Raw genomic sequence first — 13,385 nt, forward strand, 5'->3', positions numbered from 1 at the left:
GACTACGAACGGACTACGTCTTCGTCATGGTCTGTTCCAAATCGTCTGATTGACAATTTGAGACCCTGTCGAAGTGTAGGCGGTCATGGTAACACCGCGGGGAATTGGATTGCTTTCGTCCCCCCAAACAGGGACCGACGAATAGTAGACCGTATTCCCCGCTGCGATCGAGTCCGCAATCTTCTTCTCTGCCCCCGCCATTTCAGGGGAGTTCGCGGTCCGATACAGCGGCACCAGGTTGCGTCGATCTGTTCCGCTACCACCGAGCTGACGCGCCAGAAGATGACCGCGGTTCATAGTGGGGTCGTTCCCTAGCTTGAACCCCGGGGGAGCACTCTCCCAGAATCCAGGCGTTTGCGGAGGCCACGGCGCGTTACTACCCATGATCTCCGTGGGCGGCGTGTTCATCACCTTGTCACCACTCTTGTCCGTGTAGTTGAACCCGCCAGCCGTGAGGCACGCGAAGGCGCCCTGAGCCCGCCCCTGCTGGTCGAGCGGCATGTAGTACACCATGCTCTGGCCGCGAGTGCAGTCCTGCCGCTGGAATGGGAACCGGCCGACGCCAGGCTGCCACTCCTTCTTCGAGTCAGGCTTGAGCAACAGTCCCTTGTCGTAGTCCGGTGTGGCACCAGGATCCGACTCGTATCCCTGGGATCCCGTGGGCGAGTTCCACCCCAACACATCAAGGAACACCTGTCCAGCAGTCAAGAGTCCTCGGCCCGCGGTCTTCGCAACTGCCTTTGTCCCGCTCTTGAAGGCGTCCTCCACGGTATTGACCACGTCACGGCAGAAGCCGCAAGAGATGTGACCGTCGAGCTCAACCCTGCTGGTGGGGTTCCCACCGGTGAAGGCGTAGCGGTTGCCGCTGTACGGGTCCACGCCGAGGCCCATGTCCGCCAGCGCCCCGTTGTACATGTCTCGGGTCGTGAAGCGGTTCAGGCCTGGGCTGTAGTTGCGGAAGCCCATGTCGTACTCGCCTGCAGAGGCGTCCCAGCGCTTTGAGTTGAAGCGGTAGGGGTTGTACGCGTCCTTGGTGGGGTCGGCGGTGTCTGGCCGGTCGATGCCGGTGAATTCGGACTCGTCGTCCTTGCCGTAGGCGGTGTAGCCGTATGTCGCCTTCGCGTTGCCGTTCTCGTCCGTCAGGGTTTCGACGTCCGTGTGGCTGTTGTAGCCGTAGAAGCCGTCCTCCGACGTTCCGTCAGTGTGGTGCTTGACCTGGGACAGACGCTCGCCCCACGGGCTGTACTGGTAGGACTTGGTCAGCTCGCCGGAGACCTCCTCGCCCAGTACCTCGCCGGACATGCCGAGGTAGTTGAAGTCGGTGGTCTTGCCGTCTGCCGTCTTCGAGGCCGTGCGGTCCAGCGGGTCGAAGGTGTACTTCGTGGACTTCAGGGCCCCCGCGTCGTCCACCTTCTGGGACTCGACGACGTGGTCGAAGCCGTCGTACACGCTGCGCTCCACGACCTCGCCGCCCGCCGTGACGGACTCCTGGCGGCCGAACGGGTCGTAGTTGTACGAGAATGACGTGCCTGATGTCGCCGATGACAGGAGGCGGTTGCGGTCGTAGGTGAAGGTGGTTGAGGTGCCCTTGACCGACTGGCTGACGACGTTGGCGTTGTCGTCGTGGACGTACGTCTCCGTCGCCGCGCCGTTGCCCGTCTTGACCGACTTGGCGAGTCGGCTGGCCGGGTCGTAGGTGTAGTCGGTCGTGGAGGAGAGATACGCCGCGTTGTCGTCGGCGTTCATCTTCTTCGCGACGTCCTGCGCCTTGTTGCCGTTCGGGTCGTAGGCGTACGTGTGCGAGGCGACCAGGGTGCCGTTGGGCTTGTTCTCCTTGGTCGACTTCAGTGCGCCGTCGAGGTAGTACGTGTGGTCGACGGTGTTGTCGTTGGCCTTCGTCTCCTTCAGTTTCTGACCGCGGGCCGTGTAGGTGTACGTGGACACCTTCGGGGAGGCGTCCGTCGGTGACTTGCCGACCTCGACCGTCTTCACCAGTTCGCGCAGGTCGTAGGTGTAGGACGAGTGCTGGTCGGGGTGGGTGACCGTCTCCGGCTGGCCGTTCGCGTCGTACGCGTACGACGTGGCCTTCTCTTCCTGGCCCGCGAGCGACTCGGTCACCTTCTTGACCTGGTTCAGGCCGGTGTACGTGACCGTGTACGCGTCCGCGTTCGTGCCCGACGACGTGTCGTCGATGGACGTCAGGTTGCTGTTCGCGTCGTAGGCGTACGTGAACGTCTTCTGCTCGTTGTCCGTGTCGGACGTGTTGTCCCGGACCAGCTTCACGCCGTCCGCCACGGCCTTTCCGCCGCTGTTCTCGAACAGCTCCAGCTTCGCCGCATTGCCCTGCTCGAAGTCGTACGAACCGAGCGGCACCCAGGTGCCCTTTGCGGCCGTCTGGTCGACGGTCTTGTCGGTCGTGCCCGTGGCGTGGGTGACGGTGTACTTCGCCGCCGTGGCCGCGCCCGTCACCTCCGGGTACTTCACGTACGCGTCGTACGTGCCGTCCGCCGGGATGTTCAGCGTCCACGTGAAGGCGTCCGTGCCCGTGCCCGCCGCGTGCGTGGCGTGGTCGTAGCCCTGCTGGCCCTCCGCGTCTGCCTTCGTCCAAGTGCCGGTCGACGTGGTGTGCTGGGTGTCGGAGTTGTCGGCCAGGACGACGTTCTTGCCGACCGGGACGCCGTCGTCGGACTTCGACTTGAGCTTGCCGTCCGGGTAGTAGCCCCACGCCATCGTGCGGTTCGAGGAACCGCCCGCCGAGGTGAGGGTCCGGGTGGTCTGCTGGCCCAGGTCGTTGTAGTCGTACGTGGTGGAAATGTCCCACGGGTCCACGGACGACTTCGCCCAGCCGTTGTCGAAGTAGCTGTAGGTCGTCTTGTTACGGACCGTCTGGCCCTCTGACGGCGGCAGCGACGTGGACTTCATCCGGCCCACCGCGTCGTAGGCCGTCTCTGTGTAGACGTTCGGGTCGTTGTAGCGGGCGTCCGCCGGGTCGTACGGCTGGAACTGCTTGACCGGGCGGTTCAGCGCGTCGTACTCCGTACGCGCTGTGAACGCCTCCGTCGATCCGGCCTCCACGGCCCGCGGCGTGAGCACCTTCGTGGTGTTGCCGACCTCGTCGTACTCGAACTTCGTCGTCCGGTACGTGATCGACGTCGTGCCCTTGTGCGGGACCTTGACCTGAGTCTTCGCACCACGCTCGTCGTAGGTGACGGTCGTGGTGTTGTTCTCGGCGTCCGTTGTCGAGACGACCAGCGAGTCCTTGTCGTAGGACCGCTGGGTGGTGTTCCCGGCCGCGTCCGTGACCTTGGTGACCCGGTGGTTCAGGTCGTAGGCGGTCTTGCTGGTGTAGTCGGTCGTGTCCGCGGTCGCGTTCTTCTTCGGGTCGATGACCGTGGTGGTGTTGCCGACGTTGTCGTACTTGTAGCTGACCTTGTCGCCGTCGGCGTTCACGGCCGAGGTGAGCTGGTAGATCGCGTTGTAGTTGTTCGTCGTGACGTAGTCCGTCGGGTCCGACGTGGTCAGCGTGCCCTTGGGCTCCGTTGTCGTCTTGAGGTTGCCGACCTTGTCGTACGTGTAGGCCGACTTCCGTTCGTCCGACGTCGCCATGTCCTTCGGCGCGGTGGCCGACGTCACCTGGTCTGTGGCGTCGTAAACGGCTGTGGACACCGCCCCGTTGGGCGCCGTCGACTTCGTGACGTTGTCGTTGGCGTCGTACACGGGCGCCGGGGTCGTGATGAAGTCGCCCTCGCCCTGGTCCTTCGGCACCGTGGAGACCAGTGGGCGGCCGAACGTGTCGTACGTCTGCGTGGTCTTCTTGTCCAGCGCGTCCGTCACCGACGTGACCTGGCCGCGCTCGTCGTAGACGAACTTCGTCGACTTGTCCAGCGCGTCGGTGATCGTCTGCGGGTAGCCCGTGGGGCCGAAGTCGCTGTTCGTCGTCGCGTTGCCGTTGGCGTCGGTCGCCTTGGTCAGCTGGCCGTAGCCGTTGTAGGCGTACGACGTCGTGTAGTCGTCCGCCGTGGCGGTCGCGACGCCCTTCGGGTCGGTGACCGTCTTCAGGTTGCCGAACGTGTCATAGCCGAACCGCCACTCGCGCCCCTCCGGGGAGGTCTTCGAGACCAGGTCGGCCGCGTAGCCGTCCGCCCGGGTCTGGTAGCCGTACTGCGCCGAGTTGGCCGGGTAGGTGCCCGGGGCGCAGTCCTCGGACGGCGGGACGCCGTTCTTGTTGTTCTCCGCGTCGCGCTGCCAGAGCGGATAGCCCGTCTTCTGGTCGTAGCAGTGCGCGGTCTTGGCGCCGTTGTCCTCCTCGATGTAGGTGACGTTGTTGTCCGCGTCCCACGTCATCTTCGTGGTCTCGGACTTGGCGTTGGTGGTCTGCACCGGGCGGCCGAAGTCGTCCGTCACGTAGTCCGTGGCGTTCGTCTCGGCGTCGGTGACCTTGGTGTCGGTGAACTTGGGGGTGGTGGCGTTGGACGCGTATGCGAAGCCGGTGGCACCGTTGAGACGGTCGGTGATCGTCTTTGTCCACCAGTGGTACTTCGGGTCGTCACCGTCCTTCGGGGCGTAGTACGCCATGTCGGTCGCGTTGCCGCGTGGGTCCGTGGCCTCGACCAGCTTGACGTTCTTGTTGCCCTGCGTGGCGTCGTAGGTGAACTTGAAGACCTTCGGCTGCGCCGAGCCCTCACCGTCCACGATCCGGCCGAGCAGGCCCTTCTCGGTGTAGTAGAAGGCGACCTTGCGGCCCGAGATGTCCGTCATGGACTTCACGTGGTCGTAGATCTTGGTGTTGGTCAGCTTGGTGCCGCTGACCTTCGCGCCCGTGTCGTCGATGTACTCGTAGGACGAGTCGCCCTTCTTGTAGTGGTCGACCGTCAGGGACTGGCGGCCTGCTGGGTCGGTGACGTACCTGAGGAACTTGGTCGGCTTGTTGTTGGACCGGCGCTCCTCGTACGTGAACGTCTGCGCGTTGCCGTTCTTGTCGACCGTGGAGGTCAGGTAGCCGTCGCAGCCGAACAGGAACCGCGTGCCGTCCGGCCGCGTCATCGTCCACGCGTCCGGTACCGGGTCGCTGGACGGCTTGCACTCCGCGCCCGGCTTGGCCTCCAGCTTGAAGTGGACGCCCGCGGGGGCCTTCCACACGCTGTTGGTGCTGTCCCAGCGGAAGACGTGCGTGGTGCCGTCGCCGTCCGGGAGGCGGACCTCGGTCGGGTTCGGGTTCGGGTGGAAGTCCAGCGGCGCGCCGAGCCGGATGGGGCCGGCGACCTGGAACGACCAGCCGTGACCGGCGACCGTGTCACTCGTGTCGAGCGAGTTGTACGAGAACCGGGCGAAGGTGTTGAGGCCCCGGCCCGGGTTGGCGAACGCGTTGTACGACCAGACGCTGTTGCCCGCGGCGAGGTTGTTCATCACCGTGGACCCGGCGCCGGTGTTCTTGCCCGTGTACGAGTAGAACTTCTCCAGGCCGAGCTGGTTGGAGGTCGGGGCCTCGACGGCCGTGTTCTGCTTCAGCGGTGGGATGCCGCCTGTCCCGGCCGACAGCCAGGTGCCGTCGGCGACCGTGCGGACGTCCCAGCCGAGCACGTACTCGGTGCGCTTGTTGCCGGAGTCCGAGTTGATCGGCGTCTTCACCTCGGCCTGGATCGTGGCCGACTCGCCGGGGGTGAGCGGCGGGATGGCCGTGGCCAGCTGGTTGCCGCCGGTCGTGGCGTCCGTGCCGTCGGGGAGCTGCCAGGTGTAGGAGAGCTCGCGCTCGCCCGAAGCCCACGCGGAGGACGTGGTGTTGGTGACCGTGAAGTCCACCGTGTAGGTGGTGTTCGGGGTCATCCGGGAGGGGGTCTGCGGCGCGTAGTACGTGTCCTGCGTCGTGGAGTCGACGTAGACGACGCGCAGCAGCGGGCCGAGCTGGTAGTCGTCGGCCTCCGAGGACAGGAACAGCGTGCGCTCCTGCGGACCGGTGGCGGACTCGTCCTTGAGCCGGACCATCGCGCCCTTGTTCGCGGCCGGGTCGTCGATCCAGTCCTGGGTGAGGGAGGTCGCGTCCCACCAGTGGCGGCCGACGTCGTGGACGCTGCCGACGGTGTCGGAGACGGTGGCCGAGTAGTCACCGCCGGGTGCGGTCCAGGCGGTGGCGGCGGTGGCGTTGTTCCAGGTCGCCTCGGTCTCGTCGAAGTTCCGGTTGAGGCCGTGGAGTTCGTAGATCGCGCCGTCGGTGTCGGTGGTGGTCTCCGCGCCCCACATGAACATGCGGGATTCCAGGACGGTGGCCGTGTCCGGGATGTCGTCAGTGGCGAACTTCATCGCCGCACGGGTCTTGCCGTACGTGGACGAGTTGTTACCGACGCTCAGCCAGTTCTGGCCCACGCCCCAGGACTGCATGGTGTCCTGGTTGGTGCCGGGCTGCGCGGAGGACAGCGCCGTGTCGGTGACGCCCGATGTGCCCTGGATGAGCTTCATCGTGCGGCCCGCCTTGGGCACGCCGACGGTCCGGGTCGGGGATCCGAGTAGGTCGCCGTCGGCCGTCTTGACCGCGATCTGGTAGTAGTACGACCGCCCGATCTGGCCGGCGTACGTGTCCGGAGTCGGCGTGGCCGTCGTGTCCGCGTACGAGGTGGCCGTCTTGTCGACCGGCGCGATCAGGGTCGCCGCCGACGGCGTGAAGTCCTGCTTCGTCGAGCGGTGCAGCTGGTACTCGACGATGTCGGCGCCGGTTTCGCCGCTGGAGTTCTTGTACGCGGGCCAGCTCAGCTCCGGGCCGGTGCCGTGGACGACGGTCGGGGACCGCAGGGCGGTGCCGGCCCGGCCCCAGGAGACGGTGAGCCGCGGGATCGTCGCGGTCTCGCCGCCGTAGTAGCCGTCACCGGCCTCGTAGCGGGGGCCGCCGAGCGGGCCCGTGGACGACTCGTCCTTGGCCTTGAGGATGAAGCCGTGGTTCGCGGTGCCGTTGACCCACTTCTGGACGGTGTCGGCGACCGGGAACTTGTGCCACTCGTTGTACTCGCCCTTGTTCTTCACGATCTGGGCGGGGTTGACCAGGCGTACCGCGTCCGCGATGACCGCGGTGGAGTCGGAGGCCGGATCGTCACCGAGGACGACCTTTCCGGCCGTGCCCTTGGCGAACGGCAGCTGCGTGCCGCCGTTCAGGGACGTCCACTCGCCGTTGGTCCCGGCGCTCTGGTCGACGGTGTACGTGGCCGAGCCGTCCCGGTGCGTCACCGTGTACGGCGCGTTGGTGGCCCGGTCGGCGGCGGCGACGTAGTGCGCGTCGACCCGGTAGGTGGCGGTGTCCTTGACTTTCGGCTGCCAGGTGTACTTGTCACCGGCGACCGTGTCCTTGTTGTACTGGTAGTCCTGGTCCACCGCGTACTGAGTGAGCGAGGAGCCGGACGCGGGCCAGGTGCCGGTCGCGGCCGTGGTGCCCGCGTCGCCGTTGTCCACCTGGACGCTGGTGCCGGACAACTCCCCCAGCAGGCCACTGGTGTTGGACCAGGTGGCCGTGGACTCGTCCCAGGCGCCGGTGGCCCGGTACGCCTGGATGGGGACGTCGTTGCCGTTGGTGGTGTGCGACTGGTCGAAGTAGACGCTCAGCCGGGCCGCGTCGACCTGCACCCCGGCGGGGATCTCGTCCAGCGGGAACTTCAGGAGGGAGCGCGCGCTGGCGCTGCTGGAGGTCTTGCCCGTGGACAGCTTCCAGGAGGAGTTGAAGTTCGTGCCCGGGGAGTCGGACAGGACCATGGTGTCCTGGGACCCGCTCGGCGACGGCGCGATCGTGAGCGTCGGGTCGACGACGACCGGGTACTGCCGCTCCTTCGCCTTCAGCCACTTCGCGTCGGGGGTGACGGTCAGCTTCCAGCCGTCGCCGTCCCGGTCGCGGGTCAGCTTCTGGGTGACATCCGCGCTGAACTCGTATCCGTACGGCGACGACGCGGACTTCTTCGCGTCCGTCATGTACGGGGCGGGGATAACCAGAACGGGGGTATTGGGCAGCTCGCCGAAGAACGCGATCGAGCCGTCCTTGCGCGCCTTCGGCGTCAGACCGCCGTCTGTGTTGAGAGTGAACGTGAACGTCACCGGGCCGGACGGGCGCTTCGCCAGGGTGATGTCCTCCTTCACCCGGCCCGGACCGACCTGGTACGACAGGTCGGCGCCGTGCGCCGCGCCCGGGTAGGTGACGGTGGCGCCCTTGGCCTCCGGCTTGAGCCGCTTGCCGGGCGCGTCCTCCAGGCCGAGGGTGACGGCTCCGCCACCCGGGGCCTCGAAGCGCAACAGCCGGTCCGGGTCGGATCCGAACCAACTACGGCCTGTATTAGTGGTGTTGGCGTAGTCAAAGCCCTTGGGCTTGTCCTTGCCCTTCACGTCCTTCGCGGGGCGTACAGTCCCGTCGATCCGCTTCCAGGACTTCGACTCCGGGGCGCGATAGGAGGTCGGCGCCGCCGACAACTCCGCCTCTACGCGGCCGTCGGAGAGCTCCCAGAAGCGGGCGGTGGGGGTGCGTCGCTTGGTCAGCTCCTTGACGCGCTTGGCCTTCGGCGCGTTCTTGCCCTTGGGGAGTTTCTGCCGGTCGGCTATTTGACCTTCGTCGTAGGAGGGGGGTTCCTTCTCCTCCTTCTGCTTCCTCTGCTTCTCCTCGTCGTCGTCGGAGAACAAGCCGGAAAGTGATTCCGTGAAGCTCTTGCCGGGCTCACCGGAAACCGGTGCGGCATAGGCCATTTGTGGTAGCAGCGTGCTCGCCACTGCCGATACCACCAAGCAGGAGAGATATCTCCTGTAGGGAACTTTCACCTAACTGCCTTTCGGGCAGGCGGAACGGACCGGAGCGGAGGTTCCCGCCCGGCTTGGGGGTGTTCCATCGCGGCCAACGAGCCGGAACGCCCGGCCCGTACGCGTGACGGCGGATTTCTAGTAAGCGCACCGACGCGCCGTCAAGGGCATGGACATCACAGGCAAAACACCGCTGAAGGCCGGGGCTTTATGCCCTGTTTATTCGGTCGCTCGCACGGCGGGGTACGGATGGTGTATAACCGCCCGGTTCCACAACCGCCGCCTACCGAAAGCCGGTTCACTGTTATGCCATCAGCGGGGCCCGAGAAGGCCGAGTCGGACGAGAAAAGCGAGGAGAACGAGAAGAGCGACCAGACGGAGATGGCCGAAAAGGGCGCGGAATCCGCAGGGGACACGGACGGCTCCGGCTCCGCGAAGCGGCGCTCCGACGGGACCCGGGCCACCCTGGCGATCGCGGCCGCCCTGCTGCTCGTCACCGGCGGCCTCGTCGCCTACGGGATGTTCGGCACCGAGAGCAAGCCGAAGGCCGAGCCCGTGCCGACCGCCGAGGTGACGTACGAGGTCACCGGTGACGGCCCGGCCGACATCTCCTACCTGGCCCGGAGCGAGTCGGGCAAGGCGACGGTGGCCAAGGCCGCGGAACTGCCCTGGCGGAAGACCGTCGAGGTACCGCTCGGCAGGACGCCGATCGTGTCGATCCAGCTCGGCGAAAAGGGCGGCAAAGCGTCCTGCACCCTCGCCATCCGCGGCAACCATGTGCAACTCGCCACAGCGAGCGGCGAGTTCGGCCGTGCCGCCTGCTCGGGCGGCGAACTGCCGACCGAGACAGAGTGACCCCGCGCGGACACGCCGGGCTCACCTCAGGTGTGCGGCAGCACGAACCGGCAACTGCGGCGCGATGCGGTTCCACCATCCGCCCCTGAAGGGCAGGCGGCGTGCGTTGCGGCCTCGCAACCAGAATGGGTGTTTTATCCGTCAGGTTGACGGCGATGCGACGGTGTATCTAAGACTGTCCTGGTCAGGGCGGGGTTGCCTGCCCTGTGCGGCGGGGGGCGCGAAGCCCGGAGAGGGATCTCCGGCGGCGCGGAGCGGCAGTGGATCGGTCCCATGACGTAGTCAGTCCTGCCCAGTTGGCACAGCCAGGGGAGGACAACAGCCATGGGACGGCGCGCGGTTCGCCAGTACCGGTCAGCTCAACCCGGAGGGGGCCAGGGCTCGGGGGAGCCCAGAGGGCACGGCCGCGGACGCCGCACCCGTGTCCGAAGACGCGCCGCGCGGCGAGGCGCGGCACGGGTGGTCACGGTTGGCGTGTTCCTCTGCGTCGCCGCGTTCGGCGGTGGTGTCGCCATTGCCTACTTGCAGGACACACGCGACCAGGCGGGGGCCGACCGCGCCCCGGGCACCGCCGACCTACGAGAAGAAGCCTCGGCCGGTCCCATTCCTGACGCCCGCCCCGCTGACGCGTCGCCGAGCGGCAGCACGTCGCCCGACGCATCTCCCTCGCCCAGCACTTCCCCTTCGGCCAGTGCCTCCGCCTCACCCAGCGCCTCCGCTTCGCCGTCCCCGTCACAGACCCGCGACGAGAAGGTCGCCGTACCGGCCACCGGCCCCGGCACCTTCCGGACGGCTGGGGCAGGCCCGGCGACCGCGGGCGCGGGGCCTCGTGTGTGGCGCTACAAGGTGATGGTCGAGGACGGCATCGACATCACAGCGAGCGGGGCCGCGGCCCGGGTCGACGCGATACTCGCCGACAACCGGGGCTGGACCCGCGGCGGCCAGCACTCGTTCAAGCGGGTGGGGTCGGGCTCCTACGACTTCGTGGTGAAGATCGCGACGCCGGGTACCGTCGACGCCATCTGCGGCGCCGCGGGCCTGCAGACCAGGGGCGAGGTCAACTGCAGGGTCGGGGAGAACGTGGTCGTGAACCTCAAGCGATGGGTCCTCGGCTCACCCCAGTTCGACGGGCCCATCGCCGAGTACCAGGCGCTGATCATCAACCACGAGGTCGGCCACCGAATCGGCCGCGGCCACGAGGGCTGCCCCGGGCCGGGCCAGCCCGCCCCGGCGATGATGCAACAGATCAAGGGACTGAACGGCTGCGTCGCCAACGCCTGGCCTTACAACCGGGCCGGTGCCTATCTCAGCGGCCCTTCGGTTCCCTGACGGGCCCGTACGACAGGAGCAGGGGCTTCACGGAAGACCCGTGTGATCTGAGTTGGCGGATTTCGGCCGATCGGCCCGCCATCGGCATCGGCATGAGCGCGAGTGATCGCCGCGGTACGGCCTGCCCGCTGGCCCGCCCCCATGGCGACGCCCGCCGTGGGGGGGCCCCCCCCCGGGCCCCCCCCCACGGCGGGATCTGTGGCGTACTGCCGTTACCGCGCTACCGCATCACGGTGTGAGAGCCGAGCCCAGGCCGTCGCCCGCCTGCGTGCCCAGCTGGCTGCGGCCGATGTAGACGCCGCTGGACGTGGAGATTCCGGCGCTGCCACTGGGCAGGTACAGGATCGTGCCGTCCTCGTTGTTCTCGCCCATCGCGCCGATGGCGAGGTCCGCGCGGCCCCAGCCCGACAGGTCGTTCAGGACGACCTTCGAGCCGAACCAGTCGTTGGACTCCGTCGCCCCGGGGATGCCGGAGGTGTCCTGGTGGAACGCCTGGGCGCCGCTGCCGGTCAGGCCGCTGGAGGTACCGCGCAGCAGGACGACCATGCCCGCGTCCGTCCGGGAGGTGCCGGAGCGGGTGAGGTCTTCCCGCGGCACACCGGCGACGACGTCGGCGTAACCGTCGCGGTCGTAGTCGCCGACGCTGATGGACCAGCCCATGGCGTCGCCGTTCTCGGCCGCGCCCGGCACCCCGCCGGAGTCCTGGTGGAGCGTCGTACGGCCGGTGGTGGTCAGGCCTGAGGACGAGCCGTAGAAGGCCGTCACCTGGCCGCCCCGGTACGCCCCGGACTCGGCGGTGTACGGCTGGCCGACCACGGCGTCCGCGTACCCGTCGGCGTTGACGTCGCCGACGTCCACCGAGCGGCCGCCCTTGACACCGAGGATGCCCGCGCGCTGCAGGCCGGTCGCCGAACCCTCAAGGACCAGTACGCGGCCGTACTTGTCCGGGTCGCGGAAGTTGACGACGACATCGGTGTAGCCGTCGCGGTTGAAGTCGCCCGTGGCGGAGTCGGCGGCGTAGGCGGAGCCGCTATAGGGGCCGGAGCCCAGGTAGCCGGAGGTGGCTGTTCCGGTCGCGCCGTCGTAGGACCACCAACGGCCCGGCTTGCCGCGCGCGACGGAGAAGACGTCGGCCTTGCCGTCACTGTTGAAGTCCCCGACGGTGACGGACGATCCGTGCCGCTCCCAGTCCGCGCGGGTCTCGGAGCCGGTGTTGAGCACCTTGCCGGAGTTGAGCTCCGGGCCGTACATGACGGTCACCATGCCGTTGTTGGTGAGGCTGTGGGTGTCCTCGTAGGGGCTGCCGATAACGAGGTCGGCGTGGCCGTCGCCGTTGACGTCGCCCCACGCGGTGTCGGTGCCGAACTTGTCGCCAGTCTCCGAGCCTCCGGGGACACCCGGGCTGTTCTGGGTGATCGTCTTCTTGGCGGCGGGCACGGGGCCGTCCGTACCGCCCGGGACGACGGTCACGGTGCCCGCGCCGTCCTTGCCGTTGTCCGCGGCATCCGGCGTGCCCGCGACCAGGTCGGGGACGCCGTCCCCGTTCAGGTCGGCGGTGGGCGGCGCGGCGTTCGCCGCCGGGCTGGCCGCGAACCGGCGGATGTCGGCGAGCTTGGAGTACAGGTCGTCGCCCGGGCACTCAGTCGCGTAGCCGTCGCGGTGGCCTGAGATGGTGCGGAGCGTGGCCTGCTCGCCTTCGTTCCACACGCCCGTGTCGGCGCTGGCGGTGAGCGTCACCTGGCCGGCCGGGTCGACGCCGTACTGGCCGAGCTTGTAGGCGGCGATGCGAGCGACGGCGTTCTGGATGGGCGCGGTCGTCTTGCCGTCCGTGGCGTAGTTTCCGATGACGGAGATGCCGATGGAGTAGCCGTTGAAGCCGTAGGTGTGCGCACCCCGCACGGGCAGGTCGACACCGCCCGCACGGCCCTCATAGATCTTGCCGCATTTGTCGACGAGGAAGTTGTAGCCGATGTCGTTCCAGCCGTTGGACTCCACGTGGTACGTGAAGACCGCCCGGAGGATCTTCGGGGTGTCGGCGCAGGTGTAGCCGTTCGCGTCCGTGGTGTGGTGGACGAAAGCCGCGTCGAGCTTGTCCAGGTACGCCGGCGGGTCGTCGACCCTGGACTCGTCCGCGCCCCAGGTGGTGCGGGAGACGATCGGCGGCTGGTTGACGGTGGACGGGAGAGGCGTCGGCACGGTCTCGGTCGGCGTCGGCGTCGGCGTCGGCGAGGTGGAGTCACTCGGCGAGGCGCTGTCACTCGGCGCGGGGCTCGTGCTCTCGCTCGTGGATTCACCGGGGGACGCGGTGGGCGAGCTGGGGGGCTCGGTGGGCGAGTTGGCGGGCGCTGGGCTCTCCGCCGTCGTCGCGGCGGGGGACTCGTCGGCCGTCGAGTCGCCGCCCGGCGATTCGTCAGGCACCGGTGTGGAGCTCTNCCGGGGGACGC

General features: G+C 67.8%; 4 protein-coding genes. 2 read left to right on the forward strand and 2 right to left on the reverse strand.

The genetic code is table 11. The features are described 5' to 3' along the window. Positions 1-24: 24 nt before the first annotated feature. Positions 25-8,706 carry a DNRLRE domain-containing protein gene (locus U9R90_RS10600; protein ID WP_411056157.1) on the reverse strand — a complete coding sequence of 2,894 codons (8,682 nt, stop codon included), beginning with the start codon at positions 8,704-8,706 and terminating at the stop codon, positions 25-27. Positions 8,707-9,063: 357 nt separating this feature from the next. Between U9R90_RS10600 and U9R90_RS10605 the strand changes: the two genes are divergently transcribed. Together U9R90_RS10605 and U9R90_RS10610 are read left to right on the forward strand one after the other, a co-directional pair. Beyond that, entirely contained in the window at positions 9,064-9,612 is a 549-nt protein-coding gene (locus U9R90_RS10605; RefSeq protein ID WP_411056158.1) for a hypothetical protein, read from the forward strand. A 324-nt stretch (positions 9,613-9,936) separates the two neighbouring features. Further along, positions 9,937-10,941, forward strand: a complete 1,005-nt coding sequence (locus tag U9R90_RS10610; protein ID WP_411056159.1) for a DUF3152 domain-containing protein — start codon at positions 9,937-9,939, stop codon at positions 10,939-10,941. Between the two features lie 228 nt (positions 10,942-11,169). Here the strand turns inward: U9R90_RS10610 and U9R90_RS10615 are convergent, their stop codons facing one another. Then, complete coding sequence (locus U9R90_RS10615; RefSeq protein WP_411056160.1) at positions 11,170-13,359, reverse strand: FG-GAP-like repeat-containing protein; 2,190 nt, start codon at positions 13,357-13,359, stop codon at positions 11,170-11,172. Positions 13,360-13,385 lie beyond the last annotated feature (26 nt).

This window comes from Streptomyces sp. E11-3 (genome assembly GCF_046540415.1).
Lineage (GTDB): Bacteria > Actinomycetota > Actinomycetes > Streptomycetales > Streptomycetaceae > Streptomyces.